A 24,755-nucleotide genomic window follows, 5' to 3' on the forward strand; every position below is an offset into this window, starting at 1 on the left:
CACCATTCAAAAAACAGCACCGACCCAGGACGGACTGAAACCCTTGAACAGCACAGAACCACGCAACACCGGAACCCTCCCTTCGGCCGTCACCGGCACCGTAACCGTCACCGGAACTGCCTCCGGCACGCGAACCGGTGCCGCCCATGGTGCCCCGGCGGTGGTTCCGGCCCTGCAGCAGTGGACCCCGCACGGAGGCGCCACCAGCCTGGGTGCGGGATTCGTCGTCGACCATGCACCGGAACTGGCAGGGATTGCCGCCACGTTCCTGACGGACCTGTCCGAGCTGACAGGCGTTGCGGGCACCACCGCCGGCAGCGGGACAGGGACCGGCCGCGGGGAGGGTGCCGGGACAGTTGTGTTGGCTGTGGATCCCGAGCTGGAATTCGGCACCGAGAACGCCACGGCGGCTGTCGAAGGCTATGTGCTGGAGATCGACGGCGGCGTGAAGATCACGGCGCGCACGGCCACAGGCGTGTATTGGGGCACGCGCAGCCTGCTGCAGATGCTGGTGGCGTCCCTGACACTGCCGGGCGGCACAGCGGTTGACTGGCCGAATTATCCGGTGCGCGGCTTCATGCTCGACGTGGGCCGCCGCTTTGCCCGCCCCGAAGCCGTGCGCGACTACATCCGCATGATGAGCTGGTTCAAGCTGAACACCTTCATGGTGCACCTGAACGACAATGAGATCACCAAGGACACCAAACGCAGTTGGAACGAGGCACAGCAGGGTTTCCGGCTGGCGTCGGACTCGGCGTGGATTGCGGGGCTGGCATCGGAGGACGGGGCCTACAGCCGCACCGACTGGGATTCCTTCGAGGATCTTGCCGAACACCGGCATGTGCAGCTGGTTCCGGAATTGGATGTCCCGGCGCATTCGCGTGCCATCGTCCGATGGCGTCCCGAGACAGGGCTGGCGGGCGGGGATTCGGACATGCTCGATTTGGCCAAACCCGAAACCACCGAGTTGGTGAAGTCCCTCTTTGATGAGTTCGTGCCGTGGTTCCGTGGTCCGGCGGTGCACTTTGGCGCCGATGAGTACGACCAGGACCACGGCGGGGACTACCGTGCGTTCTTCAACAGCATCAGCGCGCACCTGCGCTCGCTGGGCAAGGATCCCGTGGCGTGGGGGAGCCTGAGCACCATGTCCGGGGGAGCCGGTGCCCCCGGCCCCGACGGCTACAACCGGGACGTGGTCATGTGCGCATGGAACAACGACTGGTACAGCGGCCAGGCCGCCGTGGCTGACGGCTATAAGGTCATCAACACCAACGACGATTTGTTGTACATCGTGCCCTTTGCCGATTACTACCACGGCGGGGCGTTGGATGCGCAGGCCTTGTTTGAGTCGTGGGAGCCGCACGTCTTTGGTGCTGCCGGCAGGAACCTCTACCCGGGACACCCCCAGCTGCTGGGTGCGGCGTCGGCCGTGTGGAACGACCTGGTCCTGAAGGACTACGACGAGCAGGCCGTGTACGGCATGGTGCAGCCGGCATTTGGCGTATTGGCGCACAAGATGTGGGCAGGTGCCGTTGCGGGCCTCAGCTACGGGGACTTCACCGAACGGAGTGCTGTGGTGGCGCGGTGGCCCGGAAACGTTCTGCTCAAATAGCCCCTGCTGAGGTTCCAGGCACTGACGGTTGGGCAACACGAAGGGCACGATGAGCATGGTTGAGTTGGAGATTGCGGTGCAGGACGCCGCAGGGGCACTGGCTGCCGCTGCCGGGGGCGCGACACGCGTTGAACTGTGCACAGCATTGCGCCTGGGCGGGCTGACGCCGTCGCAGGGAATGGTGGAGCAGGTGCTGGAAGCCACTGCGGGCCGTGGCTCGTTTGTCCATGTGCTGGTGCGTTCCCGGGGCGGCGGCTTCGTCTACGACGAATCCGAGGTGGCCACCATGGAACGCGAGATCCGCGCGTTGCGGCGGGCGGGTGTCCACGGGATCGTGGTTGGCGCCCTTGACCCCAGCGGCGGGATCGACACCGGGGCACTGGCCCGCTGGGTGGACGCCGCGGAGGGACTTGCCGTGACCTTCCACCGCGCCATCGACGCCTGCTCCGACCCGGCCGCACAACTTGGAACATTGGCCGCTGCCGGGATACGCCGGGTGTTGAGTTCCGGCGGTGCCGGGCGCAGCATTGACGGATTGGAGGTCCTGGCCCGGATGGCTGCCTGTGCGCCCGCCGGCTTCGAGGTGATGGCCGGCGGCGGAGTCCGGATCCAGGACTTGCCAGTCCTGAAGCAGGCCGGTGTCGACGCGGTCCACCTCTCAGCGCGCGTCGCGATGACAGCCGCCGGCCCCAGCGGGCCCGGCGGCGGCAACACCGACTGGGATGCCACCAGCCTGGAGCTGGTGGAACAGGCCCGTGCCGCCTTGTCCTGACGCCGTCGCCGGCTGCATGCGGAGGGCAATAATCGTGCCGGCAACCGGCATTCCGGTGCGGTGCGCCGGAATTTGCTGTCCCGGGGGCCGTTGCGGTCATTCGATGGTGGCCGGCCACCATCGAATGACCACAACGGCCCCCGGGACCTTGCAATTGGTCCGTACCCGGGGCGAATGACCACAACGGTGCCGCGCCCGGCGGCTCAGGCCGGCGGCCGGTGCGACACGCCGGGAGGTGTCTCTTGAACGTGGACGCCGAGTAGGCGTGAGAGCCGTGGACGGACCGCCGTCGCCGGGCCCGTCCCGGGCAACAAAAAAACGCCCCAACACCGGTTGTTACCAGTGTTGGAGCGGTTTTTACCCTGTGCACCCCTCCGGACTTGAACCGGAAACCCATTGATTAAGAGTCAATTGCTCTGCCAATTGAGCTAGGGGTGCGTCTTATTCATTTCATTCACAGTAAAAAACCGCACCAACACCGGTTGTTACCAGTGTTGGAGCGGCTTTACCCGTGCACCCCTCCGGACTTGAACCGGAAACCCATTGATTAAGAGTCAATTGCTCTGCCAATTGAGCTAGGGGTGCATCTTTTCACTGCTGAAGCGCACTTCGGTTTGTAACCGTCGTGTTCCTCGCAACGACATGAAACTATACGGGGTTTTTGGGTGAGTGCGAAATCGAAAAGTCGGGTTTGGCGTGTTTTGAGGCGCGGATCACAGCAAGTTCGGCGGGAAACCGCGGAATAACGGGGTTTTCGGCCAAAAGAATTTCAGGGCTGGGGCAGGCAATTAACGCCAAGTAGTGGCCCGGCCCGCTACTTCAGCCCTAGACTGGCGCTCATGAGCGAGGACATCAAATCAGTAGACGACGTCGTCCGTACCGCCGACGGCAAGCCCGACATCAAACCCCGCAGCAGGGTTGTCACCGACGGCATACACGCCGCCCCCGCACGTGGCATGTTCCGTGCTGTTGGCATGGGGGATGACGACTTCAGGAAACCGCAAATTGGTGTGGCCAGCTCCTGGAACGAAATCACCCCCTGCAACCTCTCCCTGAACCGGCTGGCCCAAGGCGCCAAGGAAGGCGTCTTCGCGGCCGACGGATTCCCCATGCAGTTCGGCACCATTTCGGTCTCGGACGGCATCTCCATGGGCCACGAAGGCATGCACTTCTCCCTCGTCTCGCGCGAAGTCATTGCCGATTCCGTGGAAACCGTCATGATGGCCGAGCGCCTGGACGGCTCCGTGCTGCTTGCCGGTTGTGACAAATCCCTGCCGGGCATGCTCATGGCCGCCGCCCGGCTGAACCTCGCCAGCGTGTTCCTCTACGCGGGCTCCATCATGCCCGGTTTCGCCAAGCTCGAGGACGGCACGGAAAAGGAAGTCACGCTCATCGACGCCTTCGAAGCCGTCGGTGCCTGCGCGGCCGGCACCATGAGCATGAAGGACCTCGACTCCATCGAGCGCGCCATCTGCCCCGGCGAAGGCGCCTGCGGCGGTATGTACACGGCCAACACCATGGCCTGCATCGGCGAGGCGCTCGGCATGTCCCTGCCAGGCTCCGCCGCCCCGCCCAGCGCTGACCGCCGCCGTGACATGTACGCCCGCAAGTCCGGCGAAGCCGTCGTGCACCTCCTTGAAAAGGGCATCCGCGCCCGCGACATCATGACCAAAAAGGCGTTCGAAAACGCCATCGCCGTCACCATGGCCTTCGGCGGCTCCACCAACGCGGTGCTGCACCTGCTGGCCATCGCCCGCGAAGCCCAGGTCGACCTGACGCTGGCCGACTTCAACCGCATCGGCGACAAAATCCCGCACCTGGGAGACCTCAAGCCCTTCGGCCGCTACGTCATGTTCGACGTCGACAAGATCGGTGGCGTGCCCGTCATCATGAAGGCACTGCTCGACGCCGGGCTCCTCCACGGCGACGCACTCACCGTCACAGGCAGGACAGTCGCCGAGAACCTGGCTGAAATCAACCCACCGGACCCCGACGGCAAGGTCTTGCGCGCCCTTGACAACCCGATCCACAAGACCGGCGGCATCACCATCCTGCACGGGACAATGGCCCCCGAAGGCGCCGTCGTCAAGAGCGCGGGCTTCGACCTGGATGTCTTTGAAGGCACGGCCCGCGTGTTTGAACGCGAGCAAGGCGCCCTCGAGGCTCTGGACCGCGGCGAAATCCACGCCGGCGACGTCGTCGTGATCCGCTACGAGGGCCCCAAGGGTGGCCCTGGGATGCGCGAAATGCTCGCCATTACCGGCGCCATCAAGGGTGCCGGCCTGGGCAAGGACGTCCTCCTGCTCACTGACGGGCGCTTCTCGGGCGGCACCACCGGCTTGTGCATCGGCCACGTTGCCCCGGAAGCGGTCGACGGCGGTCCCATCGCCTTTGTGCGCGACGGCGACAAGATTCGCGTCGACATTGCGGCCCGCTCGTTTGACCTCTTGGTGGACGACGCCGAACTAGAGTCCCGCAAGATCGGCTGGGTGCCGCTGCCGGGCAAGTTCACCACTGGCGTCCTGGCCAAGTACGCCAAGCTCGTCAACAGCGCATCCACGGGCGCCTACTGCGGCTAACGCGCGGTGTTACGGCCCGCAGATGCTTCCGGTCGCTATGCTCTAGCTAATGAAAAACGTATCCAGGGGACAAGCTGTGGGGGCAAAACCGGCGCGCTGGCGGCGTCATTTGAGATGGCTGGTCCCGCTTGTTGCGGCGCCGGTCTTCTACCTGGCGGCCGCGCTTGGGATTGCGTGGATCGAAGCAGGCTTGGAGAGCGAAAGCCTTCAGGCGTGGTGGCTTTGGCTGAGCGTGTTGCTGATGTTCCTGGCCTTTGCCGGTTCCATCACGGCACTTGTCTATGCAGCCATCGGCGGGTACAAGACGTTTCGCCACTGGCGGCGGTCCAATGGTCACCACACCAAAAACGAGGCTGCCGTTGCGCAGAGGGGAACCAACTCGGCCCGGGCCTGGGAGCAAGCCAGGGCTCTGCAACAAACCTTGGTCAGGCGGGACGTGCCGGAGACCATTAATATTTGGGATGTTGTCGCCAACGCCAATGAGGTCTTCTTCCTTGATGTTCCCGCCGACTACGCGCGGCACTACGGCATGAATGTGACTTACTCACAAAGTTCATCGTTCTACTTTGGCCGGCCGGCCTTTGTTCTCGCTGGTTTAGGGAGCGGCGCCATCTCAAACGCTGCCCGGCGAAACGCAGCAGCCACCCAGGCGGCAGCCCAATGGCGCGAGCGTCAGCCCTGCCGCCTGGTCGTTGGCAACCAGCGCATTATGTGCCAAGTGGGAGGCCGGTGGATGAGCTTTTACTTCTCGGCGATGACAGCTGTCTACCCCGAAGTTGGCGAGTGGTCCCTTGTTACGCAATACGATTCGACCTCGCCCCTGCTGTTGAGTGGCGTGCACGTGCCGGCTGCAGCATTGCTCACGGTCCTGGCTACGCACGGAGCCGAGGCTCTCAGGGCCCACCCGAGCCTGCAGGTGTTGGGCGATGGAAATGTCCACAGGCCTGTCTGATGGCCTGGCGCCATGGCTGCGAATTCGTAGGGAAAGTGCCCCAAAACTGGACACGATGACCAAAGGGTGGACCGTGCGTCCACATGGTGAGATGACGGTGTGGCCTGTTTGACACTTAACAGCTCAAAACGGGAGACTTACAGACATGCAACGAAATCTTGTAGTCGTCATTAGCTAGCGCGTGACGCGAAGTGGCCGCACCCATGGCCACAGGTCCCGTGACACTCGCATGAGAGTATGTCACACCACGTGCATACCCCTCGCTGACTGCCTTATGGGCTGAGGGGTTTTTTTGTTTCCACCACCAGCGGCAACTCGTACCATTGCGTGAACCACCCGGAATTAAGCGCAACTACATTAGAAACACCCAGAGCATGAGTTTCCCAAAGGAAGAACCGATGAGTAAAGGAACGCCCGCCAGCCCAGCGCTGATGGCAACCAAGTCCTCCGGACACGGTGCCCAAGGTGGCACCACTTCTGGTGCCGTGAGCACCTCAAAGCCAGCCTCCGACGTCGTAGGTCCCAACAATGTTGTGGCGCCGGTGCAGATGAGCGGTTCCGAGGCGCTTGTGCGTTCGCTTGAGGAGCTCGGTGTCAAGGATATTTTCGGTTTGCCCGGTGGAGCGATCCTGCCCACGTACGACCCCCTCATGGCGTCGTCGCTGAACCACGTTTTGGTGCGCCACGAGCAGGGTGCCGGCCATGCCGCCCAGGGCTACGCCATGGTCACCGGCGAGGTGGGCGTTTGCATCGCCACCTCCGGCCCCGGTGCGACGAACCTTGTCACGGCCATCATGGATGCGCACATGGACTCGGTTCCGCTGGTTGCCATCACCGGCCAGGTGTCCAGCTCGGTGATTGGCACTGACGCCTTTCAGGAAGCCGACATTGTGGGCATCACGATGCCGATCACGAAGCACTCCTACCTGGTGACGGACCCGAATGAACTTCCCCGGGTTCTGGCTGAGGCATTCCACCTCGCCTCGACAGGACGTCCGGGCCCCGTGTTGGTTGACGTGTCCAAGGACGCCCAGGTCGGCCCGATGACGTTCTCCTGGCCGCCCGTCATCGACCTGCCCGGCTACCGTCCCGTGTTCCGCGGCCATTCCAAGCAGCTGCGTGAAGCGGCCCGGTTGATTGGCGCGGCCAAGAAGCCCGTGTTGTACGTCGGCGGCGGTGTCGTCAAGGCCAACGCGGACAAAGAACTGATGGTCCTGGCGGAACTGACAGGCGCACCCGTCGTCACCACACTGATGGCACGCGGCGTCTTCCCGGACTCGCACCACCTGCACGTCGGCATGCCCGGCATGCACGGCTCCGTTTCGGCCGTGACGGCGCTGCAGCAGTCGGACCTGCTCATCACCCTTGGTGCCCGGTTTGATGACCGTGTCACTGGCGTGCTCAGCAGTTTTGCACCGCACGCGAAAGTCATTCACGCCGACATCGATCCGGCGGAAATTTCCAAGAACCGCACGGCCGACGTGCCGATCGTGGGTTCCGTCAAGGAAATCATCCCCGACCTGACGGCTGCGTTGAAGGCTGAATTTGAAGCCAACGGCACCCCGGACCTGGGCGACTGGTGGGCGTTCCTGGGCAACCTGCGCGACACCTACCCGCTGGGCTGGACCGAGCCGGAAGACGGGCTCATGTCCCCCCAGCGCGTCATCTCCCGCATCGGCGCCCTGACCGGCCCCGAAGCCGTCTATGTTGCAGGTGTCGGGCAGCACCAGATGTGGGCTGCCCAGTTCATCAAGTACGAACGCACCCGCTCATGGCTCAACTCCGGCGGCGCGGGAACCATGGGATACTCGGTTCCGGCAGCAATGGGCGCAAAGGTCGGCGATCCCGACCGCGTTGTGTGGGCCATTGACGGTGACGGCTGCTTCCAGATGACAAACCAGGAACTGGCCACCTGCCGCATCAACAACATTCCCATCAAGGTTGCCATCATCAACAACTCATCGTTGGGGATGGTCCGGCAGTGGCAGACGCTGTTTTACAACAGCCGCTACTCCAACACCGACCTGAACACCGGCCACGACACCATCCGGGTTCCGGACTTTGTGAAAATGGCTGACGCCTACGACTGTGTCGGCCTGCGCTGTGAACGAGTTGAGGACATCGACGCCACCATTGAGGCCGCACTGGCCATCAATGACCGCCCCGTCGTCATTGACTTCGTTGTCAGCCCGGATTCCATGGTGTGGCCGATGGTGCCCTCGGGCGTCAGCAATGATCAAATTCAAGTTGCCAGGAACATGACCCCGGTGTGGGACGAGGAGGACTAATCATGACTCGACATACTCTTTCCGTACTGGTTGAAGACAAGCCCGGTGTTTTGACCCGCGTCGCAAGCATGTTTGCCCGCCGCGCCTTCAACATCAACTCCCTCGCGGTCGGCCCCACGGAGAATGTGGGAATCTCCCGCATGACAGTTGTGGTCGACGCCGACGGTGACTTGATTGAACAAGTCACCAAACAGCTGAATAAACTGGTCAATGTCATCAAGATTGTTGAACTTGTTTCAGAGAATTCCGTACAACGGGACCACATCCTGGTCAAGGTACGTGCGGATGCCGCCACGAGACTGCAGGTAACCCAGGCTGCAGACCTCTTCAGGGCCTCAGTGGTTGATGTGTCCACAGACTCATTGACCATCGAGGCCACCGGCTACGCGGACAAGCTTGCAGCGTTGCTGAACGTCCTGGAACCCTTTGGGATCCGGGAAATCGTGCAATCAGGCACCTTGGCCATCGGGCGGGGATCCCGTTCGATGAGCGACAGGGCCCTTCGCGCTTCCTAGCGCCCCGGCCCCTGCCACCGGCCCCTGGGCCACCATGAAATACTTTTCCCCAACAGCTACACACACCATTCATTCAAGGAGTTCCACAGTGACTGACATGTACTACGACGACGATGCAGACCTCTCCATCATCCAGGGTCGCAAGGTCGCCGTCATTGGTTACGGCAGCCAAGGCCACGCACACGCACTGAGCCTGCGCGATTCCGGTGTTGACGTCCGCGTCGGCCTGAAGGCGGGCTCCAAGTCCATCGCCAAGGCTGAGGCCGAGGGCCTGCGCGTCCTCAGCGTTGCAGATGCAACGAAGGAAGCCGACCTGATCATGATCCTCACACCGGATCAGGTTCAGCGTTTCGTATACGCCGAAGACATTGCACCGAACCTGAAGGCCGGCGACGCCATCTTCTTCGGCCACGGCTTCAACATCCGCTTCGGCTACATCACGCCCCCGGCCGATGTTGACGTTGCCCTCGTTGCCCCGAAGGCTCCGGGTCACACCGTGCGCCGCGAATTCGAAGCCGGCCGCGGCATCCCCGACCTGATCGCCGTCGAGCAGGACTTCACCGGCGGCGCCAAGGCCCTGGCCCTGTCCTACGCGAAGGGCATCGGCGGAACCCGCGCCGGCGTCATCGAGACCACCTTCACCGAGGAGACCGAAACCGACCTGTTCGGCGAGCAGGCAGTTCTCTGCGGCGGCACCTCACAGCTCGTCCAGTACGGCTTTGAAGTCCTGACCGAAGCCGGCTACAAGCCGGAAATCGCCTACTTCGAGGTGCTGCACGAGCTCAAGCTCATCGTTGACCTCATGTGGGAAGGCGGCATTGCCAAGCAGCGCTGGAGCGTTTCCGACACTGCAGAGTACGGCGACTACGTCTCCGGCCCCCGCGTCATCACCCCCGACGTGAAGGAAAACATGAAGGCTGTCCTCGCGGACATCCAGAGTGGTGCCTTCGCCAAGCGCTTCATCGAGGACCAGGACAACGGCGGTGTTGAGTTCATGGCACTGCGCAAGAAGGGCGAAGAGCACCCGATCGAGGCCACCGGCCGCGAATTGCGCGGACTGTTCTCCTGGGTCAGCAACAGCGACGACTACACCGAAGGCTCCGTAGCCCGCTAGTCCCCACGCCCTCCCAAGTCGCGGCTCGCTGAGCGAGCCGCGACTTGGGTCCCTCGGGCGCGGGGCCCCACCCAGCCCAGCTCCACCCGGGGCTTCAAGGCTTTGCGCGGCGGTGTGATCTGCGTCGCTTGCGTCGTTGATCCTGCTGAATGTTACGGCAAGGAAGCCGGACTCCCATAAGCTGGAGTCCGGCTTTTGTCGTTGAGAACTCAACGCAAGAACCATCACCAAAATCCCCACAAGAACACTATCAACAAGCTAAAGAGGTCACCGGTGACAGCCACCAAGCCCGTAGTACTCCTCGCTGAGGAACTTTCGCCCGCCACAATTGAGGCCCTGGGTCCCGATTTTGAAATCCGCCAGGCCGACGGCGCCGACCGTTCCGCGTTGCTGTCCGCCATTGTTGACGTTGACGCGATTCTCGTTCGCTCCGCAACACAGGTCGATGCCGAGGCCATTGCCGCAGCGAAGAACTTGAAGGTCATTGCACGTGCCGGTGTGGGGCTGGACAACGTTGACATCAAGGCTGCGACCCAGGCCGGTGTCATGGTGGTCAACGCCCCGACGTCGAACATCGTCTCCGCCGCCGAACTGACCATCGGCCACATCCTCTCCCTGGCCCGCCACATCCCGGCCGCCAGCACCGCCCTGAAAAACGGCGAGTGGAAGCGCTCCAAGTACACCGGCACCGAACTGCTGGAAAAGAAGCTCGGCATCATCGGCCTGGGCCGCATCGGCGCCCTGATCACCGAACGCGCCAAGGCCTTCGGCATGGAAATTGTTGCGTACGACCCCTACGTCACCTCAGCCCGTGCCGCCAGCCTCGGCGTCCAGCTGCTGTCCCTGGACGAACTGCTGGAACAGTCGGACTTCATCACCATCCACATGCCGCGCACCCCGGAGACCCTGGGCATGATCGGCACCGAAGCTTTCAAGAAGATGAAGAAGTCCGCCTACGTCATCAACGTGGCCCGCGGCGGCTTGATCGACGAAGCAGCCCTGAACACAGCCCTGCGCGACGGCGAAATTGCCGGTGCCGGCATTGACGTGTTCGTCAAGGAGCCCGCCACAGACGTTGACTTCCTCGGACTGGACAACGTCATCGCCACCCCGCACCTGGGTGCCTCCACCGACGAGGCCCAGGAAAAGGCCGGCGTCTCCGTCGCCAAGTCGGTTCGGCTGGCCCTCGCCGGCGAGCTCGTCCCCGACGCCGTCAACGTTGCCGGTGGCGTCATCGCCTCCGACGTCCGCCCCGGCATCCCGCTGATTGAAAAATTGGGCCGCATCTTTACCGCACTGTGCCACGCCTCCGTGACCCAGATCGATGTTGAAGTTGCCGGTGAAATTGCCGCCCACGACGTCAAGGCACTTGAACTCTCGGCCCTGAAGGGCGTCTTCAAGGACGTCGTGTCCGAGCAGGTTTCCTACGTCAACGCACCGGTCCTGGCCGAGCAGCGCGGCATCAAGACGAACCTGATCACCACCCTTGAATCAGCCGACTACCGCAACGTGCTGACCATCCGCGGCGCCCTCTCCGACGATTCACAGATCGCCGTGTCAGGCACCCTGACGGGCCCGAAGCAGATCCAGAAGATCGTTGGCGTCAACGGCTACGAGCTCGAAATCCCCATGAGCGACCACCTCCTGGTGATCTCCTATGTGGACCGTCCCGGCGTCGTCGGCGCATTGGGCCGCCTCCTCGGCGAGAACGACGTCAACATCGCCGGCATGCAGGTCGCCCGCCACACCGAGGGCGGCCAGGCGCTGGCGCTGATCACGGTTGACAGTTCCGTGCCGCAGAGCGTACTCGAAGCCATCAAGACCGAAATCGGTGCCACCGTCGCCCGCGAGGTCGACCTGGAAGACTGACCCTTCCGCACCACCAACGACGGCGGCACCCAGGTGAGTTTTCCAACTCACCTGAGTGCCGCCGTCGTGCTTTGAGACACGAATCGATGTTTCGCCCGCCTTCACGGTAAATTTGTGGGGTGACATCTACTGACTCGGCCAAGACGCCTTACTACCTCACCACCGCCATCACCTACCCGAACGGTGTTCCGCACATCGGGCATGCCTACGAATACATCGCCACCGACGCCATGGCACGCTTCAAGCGCCTGGACGGCTTCGACGTCATGTTCGTGACGGGCACTGATGAGCACGGCATGAAGATCGCGCAGGCGGCCGAGAGCGAAGGCGTCACGCCCAAGGAACTCGTGGACCGCAATGCCGCCATTTACAAGGAAGCCCACGCGGCCCTCGGCATCAGCTACGACCGGTTCATCCGCACCACCGACGCCGACCATTACGCCGCCTCGCAGGCCATCTGGCAGAAGATGGAAGCGGCCGGGGACATCTACCTCGGCAAATACGAGGGCTGGTACTCGGTCCGCGACGAGGCCTACTACGGCGAGGACGAGACCGAACTGCGCGAGGACGGCAAGCGCTATTCCAAGGTCACCGACACCGAGCTGACCTGGACCGAGGAGGAAAGCTACTTCTTCCGCCTCTCCAACTACCAGGACAAGCTGCTGGCGCTGTACGAGTCCGAGCCGGAATTCGGCGCGCCCCGCACCCGCTTCAACGAGGTCATCAGCTTCGTCAAAGGTGGACTTGAGGACCTCTCCGTCAGCCGCACCACCTTCGACTGGGGCGTTCCCGTGCCGGGCAACGACAAGCACGTCATGTACGTGTGGGTCGACGCACTCACCAACTACCTGACAGCCGTCGGCTACCCCGACGTGGACTCGGAGTCGTTCGGAAAGTATTGGCCGGCCGACGTGCACATCATCGGCAAGGACATCTCCCGCTTCCACGCCGTGTACTGGCCCGCGTTCCTCATGTCCGCCGGGCTGGAACTGCCCAAGCGCGTCATGATCCACGGCTTCCTGCACAACAACGGCGTGAAGATGTCCAAGTCCCTGGGCAACGTCGTGGCCCCGGCCGACTGGGTCGCCCAGTACGGCCTGGACCAGGTCCGCTTCTTCCTGCTGCGCGAGGTCCCCTTCGGCGCTGACGGGTCGTACAACCACGACGCCGTGGTGGGCCGGATGAACGCTGATTTGGCCAACAACCTCGGCAACCTGGCCCAGCGTTCGCTGTCCATGGTGGCCAAGAACTGCGAGGGCGTTGTTCCGACGCCGGGCGCGTTCACTGAAGCCGACGAGACGATTCTTGCCGCTGCCCGCGAACTGCTGGAACACTCCCGCCACGCCTACCAGTCCCAGGACTTCCACGGCTCGCTCGAGAAGATCTGGCACGTCCTGGGCGACACCAACGCCTACTTTGCCGACCAGGCCCCCTGGGTGCTGCGCAAGACGGACGTGCCCCGGATGGAAACCGTCCTGTACGTGACACTGGAGGTCCTGCGCATCGTGTCGATTTTGGTGCAGCCGGTCATGCCGGATGCTGCGGCGAAGCTGCTCTCCGTGCTGGGCCAGGGCACCTCCGCCGACGATGCGGCCCGCGAGTTCGCGGCCATCGCCACGCCGCTGGCCGCGGGAACCGTTCTGCCCGCCCCGGCGCCGATCTTCCCGAGGTACGAGGAACCCGCTGCCGCTGAGGCGTAAAACTTCGGTACGGTTTTCGGGGGTTTGCCACCTTCCGTCACCGGAAATGCCGCCGCTCCCGCATGCTACCGCAGGTCCACCTGCGGCAGCATGCGGGAGCGGCGGCATTTCTCATCCGGACACGTCATTTTCGTGGCAGCCCGGCTTCGAGTAGAAGGCCAATGAAGCGCTCCCGGGATTTCATCTCGTCCCAGACCCAGCGCACGAAGCCCACACCGTGTGCTCGGATCTGGTCTTCGCGCCGTTTTTCCTTCATGACTCGCTCCTGAATCGACAAGCCCCCGCCCCAGTCACTGCGGAGGTACTTCCCGTAGCCGTCGAACTCGCCGGCCACGTTTTGCTCCGGGAACCAGAAGTCCACGAATGCGTTGCTGCCGTCGCGCAATAGGAACTTCTTCTGCAAAATTGGTGCCGGAAAGCCGAACAGATGCATTTTTGCGCGACTGAGGGATTCCCCTGCAGAACCGGACAGGGGAGATGCAAAATTGATGACAGCAAGAGTCCGTTCACGTGCGGCCCTGCTGTTCAGGAGGCCGGCTGCCGTCCGGAGATCGTCGGCCGCCAGCGCCGGTCCCTGCGGACCATCCGTGAACCAGGACGGTTCGTGGAGTCCGTAGTCGGAACCCACGGGCTGGAACCGGTTGCGGGCCAGCCGCGCCTCCGGGGTCCGCAGCGCGGAGTCGCAGACAGCCACGGCATAGGGGAAGGAAAATTCCTTGATCAGCGCCATGGTGGTGGCCAGCTTGTCGGTGAGCAGGTATGGTCCGCACTGGGCGGTATGATCCGTCAACGAGCCAACGTGGCGGATCACTCCGTTGTTGCTCCGGCCGCTGGTGGAGACTTCCGTCAGAACATGGAGTTTGGTGGGTACCCCGACGATCCACAGTCCCCACAACAGTGCGGCGGTTGCATGGCACAACACCGGCTGCAGGGGCGCCAGGGCCTGAAACGCGGCGGCCTGCAGCCCGTACCGCTCAAACCGGTTCAACACATTCCAATCATTGGACTTCGTGTAGACGCCACGGCGGATGCGCACCAGTTCGCCCTTGTTGTGGAGCTGGGCGAGCCTCCTCGTATCCTGTCCCGCGCGTCTCAACTCCGAAGGAAGGATCAGTCGGTGATCGTTCATGCTTCCAAGCGTTTCACCATGTCGAGTTCCATGTAAGTGCCAAATTCGTTTCTGTGGATAACTCTCCGGGCCACCCTGGACAACACAATTGGGTCCATGTAAGCGAAAATGCCGCCGCTCCCGCATTGTGCCGCAGGTCCACCTGCGGCACAATGCGGGAGCGGCGGCATTTCCTACCTGACCGGCGGCAATTGGCCCCAGTCAAGCGCGGACCGGGGTCAGTCCATCGCGAGGCCCTCAACGGGGGAGAGCTTGGCCGCACGTCGGGCGGGCACCACGGAGGCGAGCAGGCCGGCCACGGCGGCAACAGCCACCACGGCGAGGATCTGGCCCCACGGGATCACGGCCGTGACCTCGGCAAAGGTGCCGAGGGCCGATTGTGCGCCGGCCCAGCCGTACACCGCGCCCAGCACCGAGCCGATGATGGCGGCCACCCCGGCGATCAGCACCGCTTCCAGTGCCAGCATGCCGCGCAGCTGGCCCCGGGTCAGCCCCAGTGCCCGCAGCAGCGAGTTTTCCCGGGTCCGCTCCAGCACCGACAGCGACAGCGTGTTGGCCACGCCGATCAGGGCAATGAACACGGCCACGGCCAGCAACCCGGTCACCACCAGCAGCAGCATGTCGATGACCTGGTTGAACATGGCCTTCTCCATCACGGACCCGCCGATGGCGTTCTCGTCGACACCCAGCGCGGTGGCCAGTGAGGTGCGCAGGTCCATCAGCTCGGTGGTGTCCAGGGAATCGTCCACGGAGATCCACAGCGGCGCCGTGGACTGCTGCCGCAGCGGGTCGTCGGCCGCCAGCGGCGGGAACGCATCCAGGGACACCAGGGCAGTCATGCCGTTGTTCGTGGCGGCGGTGGCCGTGAGGTTGGTGGTCTGTGGGCCCGCTGCCAGGCTGGCAGTCGTGGCTTTCACGCTCTTGGGCAGAACGGCGGAGGTGCGGGTGGGCCGGTTGGCCGGGTTCGCCAGGAGCGCGGCGGCATCGGCGTCGGAAATTCCATAGGCATCAAGTGTGTTGCCTCCGGCGGTCACCTGGCCCACCAGTTCGAGCCGGGCAACGTGATCGACGCCGGGCAGGGCGGCGGCCGCGTCCACCGACGCGTCGGTGATGGGCGCATCGACGGCGTACGTCTGGGCCGTGATGTCAACGGGGTAGCTGCCGTCGAGCTCGGAATCGAAGGCGTGCCGGGCTGTCGCCGCACCCGTCATCATCATGGTCACGAGCGTGACGCCGATGAGCAGCGCGGACGCCGTCGAGGTGGTCCGGCGCGGATTGCGCACGGCGTTTGCCGCGGCCATCTTGCCGGGGACACCGGCCGGGCGGGCCAGGGTTCCGGCGAGCGAGACCAGCTTCGGCACGAACAGCGTGGCCGCCATGAGGAAGCCGACGAAGGATGCGGCGCCAGCAGGCAGGGCGATCAGCAGGTTCGCGGAAATTCCGCCGTACACCAGTCCCGCGCCGCCGGCCAGGAGCAGCAGCACACCAATGGTCAGGCGCAGCCGCCCGCCGCTGTTGTGCATGGAGACGTCGTCGGCCGGTCGCAGCGCCGCCAGCGGTGCCACGGCAGTTGCCGCACGTGCCGGGACGAGTGCGGCAAGGACCGTCAGCAGGGTGCCCACCAGAATGCCGGCAATAATGGCCGACGGCGGCACGGCCAAAGTGGCGAAGGCAAAGTCCGGGTTTTGGCTGAGCAGATTCAACACCAGGGCCATGGTTCCGGCGGCCGCCAAGACGCCCAGGACGGAGGCGACGAACCCAACAATGAGGGCCTCGACCATGACGGAATTGCGGACCTGGGACCGGCTGGCGCCAACACAGCGCAGCAGGGCAAGCTCACGGGTTCGCTGGGCCACCAGCACCGAGAAGGTGTTGGATACCACCAGGGCGGCAACCAGCAGGGCCACTCCGGCAAAGGCCAGCAGGACAATGGTCAGCTGATCCTGGCCGCCGGTGAAGCTGGCGACCAGCTCGGTGGTCTTCTCATCAGCTGTCAGGATATTTTCAACGGGCTGGTTCACGGCGGTTGCCAGGGCCGCCTTGGCATCGGCAAGCGAGACGCCATCCTTGAGGTTGACGGAGATGGTGTTGATGCCTGTGTCCGGCGAACTGAGCTTGTCGACGGCTGCGGACGTGCCCACAAATTGGGCCAGCCCCGAGGTGATGGGGTCAGCCGATGTGGCCGTGATGCCTGAGACCGTGGCAGTCAGGCTGGATCCGGGGGCGGTCCCTGAGTCGGTGGTCGCAGGCTGGGCGGTCAGGGTGACCTTGCTGCCAACCGTCAGGGAATTGCGTTCTGCCGTAGTCGTGTCGATCACGACTTCCTGGTCACCTGCCGGCCACGCACCCGAGGTCAAGGCAACAGGTTCCAGCGAAGGGTTGGCCGGCATGTTGCGGAACGTGGCGCCAACCGTGGCAGTGCCCAGCCCTGCCTGAAGGTACGGGGTCCGCTGGGCATAGGACTCCGCGACGACAGGTGAGTCGGCCACGGAGGCCGCGTCCGCCGTCGTCAGCGGAAAATCGAAGGTGGGGGAGATGACAAGCTCGGACGAGGAGTATGACTGGCCGAGGGAGGCCTTCAGCGACGCCGCGGTGGAGGCGTTGACCATCAGCGTGGCCGAGAGGAACGCGACCGCCAGCAGCACGGCGAGCGTGATGGCGATGAAGCGCCGGGAATGGGTCTTGAGTTGGCTCAGGGCTACCTGCAGCATGGCCTACGCCCCCAGCTGGGCCAGCGAGGCCAGCACCGATTCGGCGGTGGGATTTTCCAGCTCGCCCACGAGTTCGCCGTCGTTCATCAGGACCACGCGGTCGGCATAGGAGGCGGCGACGGGATCGTGCGTGACCATGATGATGCTCTGGCCCATTTCGCGGGAGGAGCGGCGCAGCATGCCCAGGACCTCGGCACCGGAGCGCGAATCGAGGTTGCCGGTGGGCTCGTCGCCGAAGATGACGTCGGGGCGGGTCAGCAGCGCCCGGGCCACGGCGACGCGCTGCTGCTGGCCGCCGGACAGCTCGTGCGGCTTGTGCGCCAGCCGGTCGGTCAAGCCCAGGGTGGAGGTGATAAACGTGAACCATTCCTTGTCAACGGTGCCGCCGGCCAGTGCCACCGGCAGCGTGATGTTGGCTTCGGCGGTGAGGGTCGGCACGAGGTTGAACGCCTGGAAAACGAAGCCGATCCGGTCGCGGCGCAACTGTGTTAAGGCCTTGTCGTTGAGTGAGGTCAGCTCGGTGTCGCCCAGGTGGATGGTGCCGCCGGTGACGGAATCAAGGCCCGCCAGGCAGTGCATGAGCGTTGACTTGCCGGAGCCCGACGGGCCCATGATGGCCGTAAATTGTCCGGCCGGGAACTCCAGGTCGACGCCCTTGAGCGCCGTCACCTCGGTCTCGCCCTTGCCGTACGTCTTGCGCAGTCCGCGGGCCTGAACCGCCAGTGTGCGTTGATTGTGTGCTGTTGTGATGGTCATGGTCCCAGCCTATTTCCGGCTTCCGCGCAGGGGATCGGCTCGTGGGTGGATATGCCGGGAGGGTTCGACGCCGGTGCCTCCTACCGTGGTCGGAGTCCGGCACCCGCCGTGGCTGGGCCGGTGATCACCTTGGGGCAAAGGTCCGCTTGTCCGGAACATTCGGGGGGAGAAGAATTGTCGGCATGGTCCAGGCGATGGATGACGGCGTTGGCGCATATTCGGACAGGGTGGTCGCTGCCGTGCTGGGCTACGCGGAGCTGGCAAGCATCGTCCTGGGTGACGGGCTTGGCTGGTACACCGCGCTGGCCGAAGCCGGCGGCGCAGGGCTGACGCCGGCCGAGTTGGCAGCTGGCACAGGCACGCAGGAACGCTACGCGCGGGAATGGCTGCAACAGCAAAGCGTGGCGGGCTTCGTTGGAGTTGTGCAGGACGCTGCGGGCGAGGACGCCGGACCCGACCACCACGCCGGACCCCGCTTCAGGTTGCCGCCCGGCGCCGCCCAGGTGCTGCTGCAACCAGACTCCCTCTCGTCGCTCATGCCCATGGTGCGCATGCTCCGGGCAGGGGTGGTCCAACTGCCGGAACTGTTGCAGGCGTACAGACATGGCGGCGGCGTTGGCTGGGCGCAGATCGGCAGCGGGGCCCGCGAATCGCAGGCGGCCGGCAACAAGCCGTGGTTTGACCAGCGGCTGGGTCCCGCACTGGCTTCCGTCCCGGAAATCCACGAGGTGCTCTCCCGGCAGGGGGCGCACATCACCGATCTGGGCGCTGGCTGCGGCTGGTCCACACTGGCGCTGGCGAATGCATACCCCGGGGCCGCCGTCGTCGGCATTGACATTGACGGGCCCTCGATCGAGCAGGCACGGGAGAATGCCCGCCGCAGCGGACTGGAGCGCCGGGCAACGTTTCGCATCGCCGACGCCGCCAGCACCACCGAGGACGCCTCCCCGGATGCCGTCTTCATCTTCGAGGCGCTGCATGACATGCCGTTTCCCGTGCAGGTGTTGGCCTCCGTCCGTGCCATGGTGAAGCCCGACGGCGTAGTGGTGGTCATGGACGAGGCCGTCGCCGATGCTTTTGGTCCGGACGGGGACGAACTGGAGCGGCTCATGTATGGCTACAGCCTGTTCATCTGCCTGCCGGACAGCCTGTCGACCCCGGGATCGGCGGGCACGGGGACGGTGATGCGGCAGTCGGTGCTGGAGCTGTACGCGGCCGGGGCCGGCTATTCCGCAGTGGAGCGCCTGCCCATCGAGGGCTTCTCCGCCTTCCGTTTTTACCGCCTGCACCTGTAGGGGCCCGCTGCGCCGGGGATTATGCCTCGGGCACTCCGGGCGGGTCCACCTGCGGAGCCGGCCTGAACTTCCTCAGCCAAAACTCACTTTGGGCAATGTGGCCGGCGGTGGCGGTGGCGGCCGAGGCCGGGTCGCGGTTGCGGATCGCTTCAAGAATGTCGCGGTGGCCCTTGTTGCTGACTTCGCGCACCGTTGCGCCCTCGGCACTGTCAAAGATGTTGAAGTGCCGCCCGCGGGAGCGGAAGAGACTCATCAGGCCGGTGAGCGTGGAATTTCCGCCAGCCTCACAAATGGCCTCGTGGAAGCGGGCATCCAAATCTGAGATGTCGGCCGAATTGTCCGTTGACTCCATCTTGGCCGCCAGCTCGTCCAATTCGGCAATCAGTTCCGGCGTGCACTTTGCCGCGGCCCCTGCGGCGGCATGGGACTCCAAGGCGCGCCGGATCTCAAAGAGTTCAAGGACACTGTCGAACGGGAAGATGTCCACCAGCAGTGCGAAGCCCTTGAGGATTTCCGCCGGTTCCAGGGAAGAAACATAGGTTCCGGACCCGTGCCGCGCCTCCATGACGCCCAGGGCCGACATGGCCCGGATGGCCTCGCGCAGGGAGCTTCTGGAAACGCCCAGCTGGGTGGCGAGCTCCCCTTCGGGCGGGCATTTTTGGCCGGGGGCCAGCTCTCCGGAGGCAATCTTGGCACGCAGGCCCTGCATGGCGGTCTCCACTGCACTCATCAGCGGTCTCCTCGGTAACTGTTGCCGGTTCACGTCCTCATGGACATATTCATCATACGTGTTATTCAAGTCATCCTATCTCTTGTTGACATTTGCCCGTAATCACCCGGAAACATCGAGCTGTTTTACTAAGTCATCAGACAATTTCCTGGAGTTATCTATTGTCTTCGCCCAAAATGTGAGATAGCTTACTGAGCAATCACTACCTGCTACCAACAGAAAGAACTCCGTGGCCTCCACGCTCATCACCGCCCCGAACGCCCTGCTGGCCCCCGACGGGCAGCCCGCAATGTCCGATTGGTCCTTGACTGCCGACAAGGTCCACCTCAATCACGGCTCCTACGGCGCCGTGCCCCGAGTTGCCCAGGAACATCAATTTCTGTTGAAGGCCAAGATGGATGCGAATCCCTGCACCTGGTTCATGGGGCAGGCGGCAGCCTTGGCCGGCACCCGTGCCGAGGTCGCGGCCTTCCTGCAGGTGGACGCCAATGATCTGGCGCTGGTTCCCAATGCCAGCGCCGGCGTCAGCGTGGTCTACAACTCGCTGACCTTCGCCAAGGGTGCCGACATCGTCACTACCGACCACGCCTATGGGGCCGTTTTGGAAGGTGCGCGCCGCGTGGCCCGCGAATGCCAGGGGGAGGTGCGCGTCGCCGTCGTGCCTCTTGATGCAGACGCCGCCCTGAGCTGTGAGCTGGTCATGGCGCAGGTAACCGGGCGCACCGCGTTGATTGTGATTGACCAGATCACCTCGGCCACGGCCCGCAGCCTGCCGGTCCTGGAGATTGCCAGGGCCGCTGCGAAGCTGGGCATTCCGGTGCTGGTTGACGGCGCCCACGCACCCGGTGCCGAGGCTGCCCCCGTGCCCGATTTTGAGGGATTTTGGGTGGGCAATCTGCACAAGTTCGCGTGCGCCCCGCGTGGCACGGCGGCCGTCGTGGCCCGGGGCCCGCTGCGCCGGCTGCTGCGCCCGTTGATCGATTCCTGGGGTTTCCCGCATGAGTTCCCCGAGAGCTTTGACCATGTGGGCACCCAGGACATCACCTCCTGGATGACCGCCAAAACCTCCTTTGACACCATCGAAACCCGCTATGGCTGGGACGAGGTCCGGCGCTACTCCAGCGCACTGGCGGATTATGGTGCAGCGGTTGTTCAGGACGCCTTTTCGGCGGCGTCGGGGGAGGATGCCGCGGTCGACGTCGGAATGCCGGTGGGGCAGTTGCGCCTGGTCCGGCTGCCCCGGGGTTTGGCAACGACGCATGAGGATTCCCATGCGGTGCGGGCCTGGATTTCAGACATCCTGGATTTTGAAACGGCCGTCACCACTTTTGGCGGGGCGGGCTATCTGCGCCTGTCCACCCATGCCTACAACACGGCCCGGGAATTTGAGGCATTCGCCGAACGGGCTGTCCCGGAGCTGCTCCGGCTGTCCCGGCAGCGTTAGAAAATGACCGCTTCCACACACTATGAAAGGCCTTCCATGAAAAAGAAGATAACAGCCATCACCGCCTTGGGCGTTGCCGCAGTTCTGGCCCTGTCTGGCTGTGGCGGCGGCGGGGGCAACACCTCCGCCGACGGCACCGTCACCCTCAAAATGGTGGAGAGCCTGACCAACCCAACCCGCACCAACACCTTGAAGGCTCTGCTGGAGGGATTCGAAAAGGAGAACCCCACCATCAAGGTGGACTTGATTTCCCCGCCCACGGACTCGGCCGACCAGAAGATCCAGCAGATGCTGCAGTCGGGCAAGGGGGTCGACGTGGTTGAAGCCCGTGACATCACCGTCGGATCGTTCGGGGCCAACAAGTGGCTCTACGACATGAGCGCCGACCTGAAAGGCTGGGACGGCTGGGGCGACATGACCGAAAACGCCGTCAACTACTCCAAGCAGGACGGCAAGACCTACTACATCCCGTACGGTTTCTACGGACTGTCGCTGTTCTACCGCACTGACCTGGTCAAGGACGCCGGCTTTGACGGTCCGCCGAAGAGCTGGCAGGACCTGCTCGAACAGTCCGAGAAGCTCAATGACCCTGATGCCAACAAGTTTGGCTACGCGTTCCGCGGCGGCCCCAATGCCAACTCCAACGCCGTCGCCGTGATCGAGGCTTACACGGCCGATCAGGTGGACAAGGAAAACGCGTTCCTGCTGACCAGCGGCAAGACCATCTTCTCCGCCCCCGAGGCGCAGACCGCCATGGACGACTACCTTGAGCTGTTCAAGAAGGGCTCGCCGCCGTCGTCGGTTGCCTGGGGCTACCCGGAAATGGTGCAGGGCTTCAGCAATGGTTCCACCGCATTCCTGCTGCAGGACCCTGAAGTGATCGCAACGATCAAGGAATCCACGTCCATCAAGGAAGACCAGTGGAACGTTGCGCCGCTGTTGGTGGGACCCACCGGCAAGGCCATCCAGCCAGTTGCTTCCGCAGGCTGGGGCATCGCCGAGTCCAGCACCGCCAAGCCCGAGGCCGTCAAGCTGATCAAGTACCTGGCACAGGGCGAGCCGGCCACACAGTTCAGCAAGGACAACTCACTGGTGCCGATCCTGAAGTCGGCAGCCAAGGACCCGTTCTACAGCGAAGGCCCCTGGGCCGCCTACGTCACCATGACCGAAAACCCGGACACCTACATTTCTGCCGTCCAGCCCCGCGGAGTCTCGTGGTGGACCGAATGGATCAAGAAGTCCGACGGCGAACTGCAGCGCGTGCTCACCGGCAAGATGACGACCAAGGAACTCCTGGCCAGCTGGGACTCGTACTGGGTCGAAAAGATGGCGGGATAGTCCACCGTGACACTAGATTCACAGCGGAAGGAGGCGCGCCGTCCGGCAGCGGAAGGCGCGCAGGCGCCAACATTCGTCCCACGCAAGAAGAAATTTAGTTCCCGCACAGGCTGGACCATGCTGGCGTTCATGGCGCCGGCAGCCGTCTTCGTGGCGATCTTTACGTACTACCCCATGATTTCCGGCTCGCAGATGGCATTCCGCAATTGGAACCTCAACGACCTTTCCGACACCTCGTGGATTGGTTGGGGCAACTTCCGGACACTGTTTGAGAACCCGGAGTTTGGCACCATTGTCCGCAACACAGTTGTGTGGGTTGTTGGCTCGCTGGTTCCGCAGGTTGTCATCGGCTTTGCGTTGGCGTTGTTCCTGAAGCGCAGGTTCAAGTTCCGCAGCGGCTACCAGGCGTTGATCTTTTTTCCTTGGGCCGTTTCCGGCTTCCTCATCGGCATGTTGTTCCGGTGGATGTTCAATGCTGAATTTGGTGTGGTCAATGACCTGCTCATGAAGGCCGGCATCATTGACGGGCCCATCCCGTGGCTGGCTGAACCTGGCTTCGCCATGACAGCTATCATCATCGCCAATATTTGGTATGGCGTGACCTTCTTCGCCATCATGATCCTGGCTGCACTTCAATCGGTGTCCGAGGACATGTACGAGGCTGCTGCGCTCGACGGGGCAGGCAAGGTGCGGACATTGTTCAGCATCACCCTGCCGGCCATTGCCGTGACGCTGGGCCTGACCATCCTGTTGCGCGTGATCTGGATTTTCAACTTCCCGGACATCATCTGGGCCATGACGGGCGGCGGACCAGCCGACCAGACCCACATCATTACCACCTACATGATCAAAATTACGCAGGAAGGCGATTACGGCCAGGCCTCCGCCCTTGGTTTGATAGTGATTTTCACCTTGATGCTGTTCGCAGTCTTCTACCTGATGGCCATGCGCCCCCGAAAGGCCAATCGATGATCGACAAGCAAAGCATCGTCGGGCGGGTCGGAAAGATCGTTTTCCTTGCCGTGTGCCTGATCGTGACAATCTTCCCGCTGTACTGGATCGTCGTCACGTCCCTGAAGGCCCCCGGGTCCATTTATTCACTGCCGCTGGACTATTGGCCCAGTGAGATCTCGTTCGAGAACTACATTGGCCTGTTCACCAAGTCCGACTTTGGCCAATACATGGTCAACAGCCTGGTCGTCGCCACGGTGGCCTCCACTGTTGCCACGCTGATATCCCTGCTCTCCGCCTACGTGCTGGCCCGCTTCCAGTTCGCCGGCCGCGGGGCGGTCATGGCGGCGTTTCTGCTGACCCAGATGATTCCCGGCTTCATTGCCCTGGGGCCGCTGTACATGATGATGACGAAATTCGATCTCGTGGATTCAAAGACCGGCCTGATCCTGGTCTACATCGCCATCTGCATCCCGTTTTGCACCATCATGCTGCGCGGCTTCTTTGAAAATGTGCCGGACGCCCTGGAGGAGGCCGCCATGATCGACGGCTGCTCCCGGCTCTCCGCGCTGTTCCGGGTGCTCGTGCCTGTCATGATGCCGGGCATCGCCGCCAGCTTCATCTTCAACTTCGTCAACTGCTGGAATGAGCTGTTCCTGTCGGTGACCTTGATGAACAGCGACGAAAACAAGACCATCCCCACAGCACTGGCCGGATTCATTTCCAGCTTCAACATTGACTGGGGTTCCATGTCGGCGGCCGCCGTGCTGACAGTGGTGCCGACCCTGGTGATCTTCGCCTTCGCCAGCAAGTTCATCGTGCAGGGCCTCACCGCAGGAGCAGTAAAGGGCTAGCACATTTCCTTCCCGGCATCGTTGTCCACTACGAACGCTCTCGCAGCAATGGTTGGATTTTTCCAATCGCTCTCGCAAAGGGTGCGATAGCGATCGTCAAAAATGCACCATTACTGCGAGAGGGTTCGGGAAAATCTCGGACAGGA

At 63.4% G+C, this 24,755-nt stretch carries 18 protein-coding genes and 2 tRNA genes; 14 read left to right on the top strand and 6 right to left on the bottom strand.

Annotation, left to right across the window (positions count from 1 at the left end; translation table 11 throughout):
- The first annotated feature begins 43 nt into the window (after window positions 1–43).
- Window positions 44–1,612 (top strand): beta-N-acetylhexosaminidase, encoded by a 1,569-nt coding sequence (locus tag AC1L6K_RS08530; protein WP_480952271.1) that lies wholly within the window; start codon window positions 44–46, stop codon window positions 1,610–1,612.
- 49 nt (window positions 1,613–1,661) lie between these two features.
- Window positions 1,662–2,384: a copper homeostasis protein CutC gene (locus AC1L6K_RS08535; RefSeq protein WP_480952272.1), complete on the top strand. Its 723-nt coding sequence runs from the start codon at window positions 1,662–1,664 to the stop codon at window positions 2,382–2,384.
- Window positions 2,385–2,749: 365 nt separating this feature from the next.
- Here AC1L6K_RS08535 and AC1L6K_RS08540 read toward each other — a convergent pair.
- Together AC1L6K_RS08540 and AC1L6K_RS08545 are read right to left on the bottom strand one after the other, a co-directional pair.
- Window positions 2,750–2,822: transfer RNA gene (locus AC1L6K_RS08540), tRNA-Lys, on the bottom strand.
- A gap of 74 nt (window positions 2,823–2,896) precedes the next feature.
- A tRNA-Lys gene (locus AC1L6K_RS08545) sits at window positions 2,897–2,969 on the bottom strand.
- 254 nt (window positions 2,970–3,223) lie between these two features.
- On the opposite strand from AC1L6K_RS08545, the gene ilvD reads away from it, so the two are divergent.
- The 7 genes from ilvD (at window position 3,224) to metG (ending at window position 13,401) form a co-directional block, all read left to right on the top strand.
- A complete protein-coding gene (gene ilvD, locus AC1L6K_RS08550; RefSeq protein WP_480952273.1) occupies window positions 3,224–4,963 on the top strand; it encodes a dihydroxy-acid dehydratase in 1,740 nt (579 codons plus the stop codon).
- A gap of 49 nt (window positions 4,964–5,012) precedes the next feature.
- Complete coding sequence (locus AC1L6K_RS08555) at window positions 5,013–5,915, top strand: hypothetical protein (protein WP_480952274.1); 903 nt, start codon at window positions 5,013–5,015, stop codon at window positions 5,913–5,915.
- A gap of 398 nt (window positions 5,916–6,313) precedes the next feature.
- On the top strand, window positions 6,314–8,203 hold the full coding sequence (locus tag AC1L6K_RS08560) for an acetolactate synthase large subunit (RefSeq protein ID WP_480952275.1): 1,890 nt from the start codon (window positions 6,314–6,316) through the stop codon (window positions 8,201–8,203).
- 2 nt (window positions 8,204–8,205) lie between these two features.
- Window positions 8,206–8,718, top strand: a complete 513-nt coding sequence (gene ilvN / locus AC1L6K_RS08565) for an acetolactate synthase small subunit (RefSeq protein ID WP_444532324.1) — start codon at window positions 8,206–8,208, stop codon at window positions 8,716–8,718.
- Between the two features lie 88 nt (window positions 8,719–8,806).
- Window positions 8,807–9,832: a ketol-acid reductoisomerase gene (gene ilvC, locus AC1L6K_RS08570; protein ID WP_480952276.1), complete on the top strand. Its 1,026-nt coding sequence runs from the start codon at window positions 8,807–8,809 to the stop codon at window positions 9,830–9,832.
- A 273-nt stretch (window positions 9,833–10,105) separates the two neighbouring features.
- Window positions 10,106–11,701 carry a phosphoglycerate dehydrogenase gene (gene serA / locus AC1L6K_RS08575; RefSeq protein ID WP_480952277.1) on the top strand — a complete coding sequence of 532 codons (1,596 nt, stop codon included), beginning with the start codon at window positions 10,106–10,108 and terminating at the stop codon, window positions 11,699–11,701.
- A 119-nt stretch (window positions 11,702–11,820) separates the two neighbouring features.
- Entirely contained in the window at window positions 11,821–13,401 is a 1,581-nt protein-coding gene (gene metG / locus AC1L6K_RS08580; protein ID WP_480952278.1) for a methionine--tRNA ligase, read from the top strand.
- 124 nt (window positions 13,402–13,525) lie between these two features.
- Here the strand turns inward: metG and AC1L6K_RS08585 are convergent, their stop codons facing one another.
- The 3 genes from AC1L6K_RS08585 to AC1L6K_RS08595 form a co-directional block, all read right to left on the bottom strand.
- Window positions 13,526–14,530 (bottom strand): type IV toxin-antitoxin system AbiEi family antitoxin domain-containing protein, encoded by a 1,005-nt coding sequence (locus AC1L6K_RS08585; protein WP_480952279.1) that lies wholly within the window; start codon window positions 14,528–14,530, stop codon window positions 13,526–13,528.
- A gap of 218 nt (window positions 14,531–14,748) precedes the next feature.
- Window positions 14,749–17,241, bottom strand: coding sequence for an ABC transporter permease (locus tag AC1L6K_RS08590; RefSeq protein WP_480952280.1), 2,493 nt, complete (start codon window positions 17,239–17,241; stop codon window positions 14,749–14,751).
- Between the two features lie 3 nt (window positions 17,242–17,244).
- On the bottom strand, window positions 17,245–17,997 hold the full coding sequence (locus AC1L6K_RS08595) for an ABC transporter ATP-binding protein (RefSeq protein WP_480952281.1): 753 nt from the start codon (window positions 17,995–17,997) through the stop codon (window positions 17,245–17,247).
- Window positions 17,998–18,179: 182 nt separating this feature from the next.
- Between AC1L6K_RS08595 and AC1L6K_RS08600 the strand changes: the two genes are divergently transcribed.
- A complete protein-coding gene (locus tag AC1L6K_RS08600; protein ID WP_480952282.1) occupies window positions 18,180–19,292 on the top strand; it encodes a class I SAM-dependent methyltransferase in 1,113 nt (370 codons plus the stop codon).
- Between the two features lie 19 nt (window positions 19,293–19,311).
- Here the strand turns inward: AC1L6K_RS08600 and AC1L6K_RS08605 are convergent, their stop codons facing one another.
- A complete protein-coding gene (locus AC1L6K_RS08605) occupies window positions 19,312–20,022 on the bottom strand; it encodes a FadR/GntR family transcriptional regulator (RefSeq protein ID WP_480952283.1) in 711 nt (236 codons plus the stop codon).
- A 229-nt stretch (window positions 20,023–20,251) separates the two neighbouring features.
- Between AC1L6K_RS08605 and AC1L6K_RS08610 the strand changes: the two genes are divergently transcribed.
- Genes AC1L6K_RS08610 through AC1L6K_RS08625 form a run of 4 tightly spaced genes read left to right on the top strand, consistent with a single transcriptional unit; the run spans window position 20,252 to window position 24,609 of the window.
- The gene (locus AC1L6K_RS08610; RefSeq protein WP_480952284.1) at window positions 20,252–21,466 is read left to right on the top strand and encodes an aminotransferase class V-fold PLP-dependent enzyme; all 1,215 of its coding nucleotides are present in this window, start codon (window positions 20,252–20,254) and stop codon (window positions 21,464–21,466) included.
- A 36-nt stretch (window positions 21,467–21,502) separates the two neighbouring features.
- Complete coding sequence (locus AC1L6K_RS08615) at window positions 21,503–22,804, top strand: ABC transporter substrate-binding protein (RefSeq protein WP_480952285.1); 1,302 nt, start codon at window positions 21,503–21,505, stop codon at window positions 22,802–22,804.
- A 6-nt stretch (window positions 22,805–22,810) separates the two neighbouring features.
- Window positions 22,811–23,776 (top strand): carbohydrate ABC transporter permease, encoded by a 966-nt coding sequence (locus AC1L6K_RS08620; protein WP_480952286.1) that lies wholly within the window; start codon window positions 22,811–22,813, stop codon window positions 23,774–23,776.
- Window positions 23,773–24,609, top strand: a complete 837-nt coding sequence (locus AC1L6K_RS08625) for a carbohydrate ABC transporter permease (protein ID WP_480952287.1) — start codon at window positions 23,773–23,775, stop codon at window positions 24,607–24,609. The genes AC1L6K_RS08620 and AC1L6K_RS08625 overlap by 4 nt, the downstream gene beginning before the upstream one ends.
- Window positions 24,610–24,755: the final 146 nt, after the last annotated feature.

The organism is Specibacter sp. BI4 (assembly GCF_056680095.1).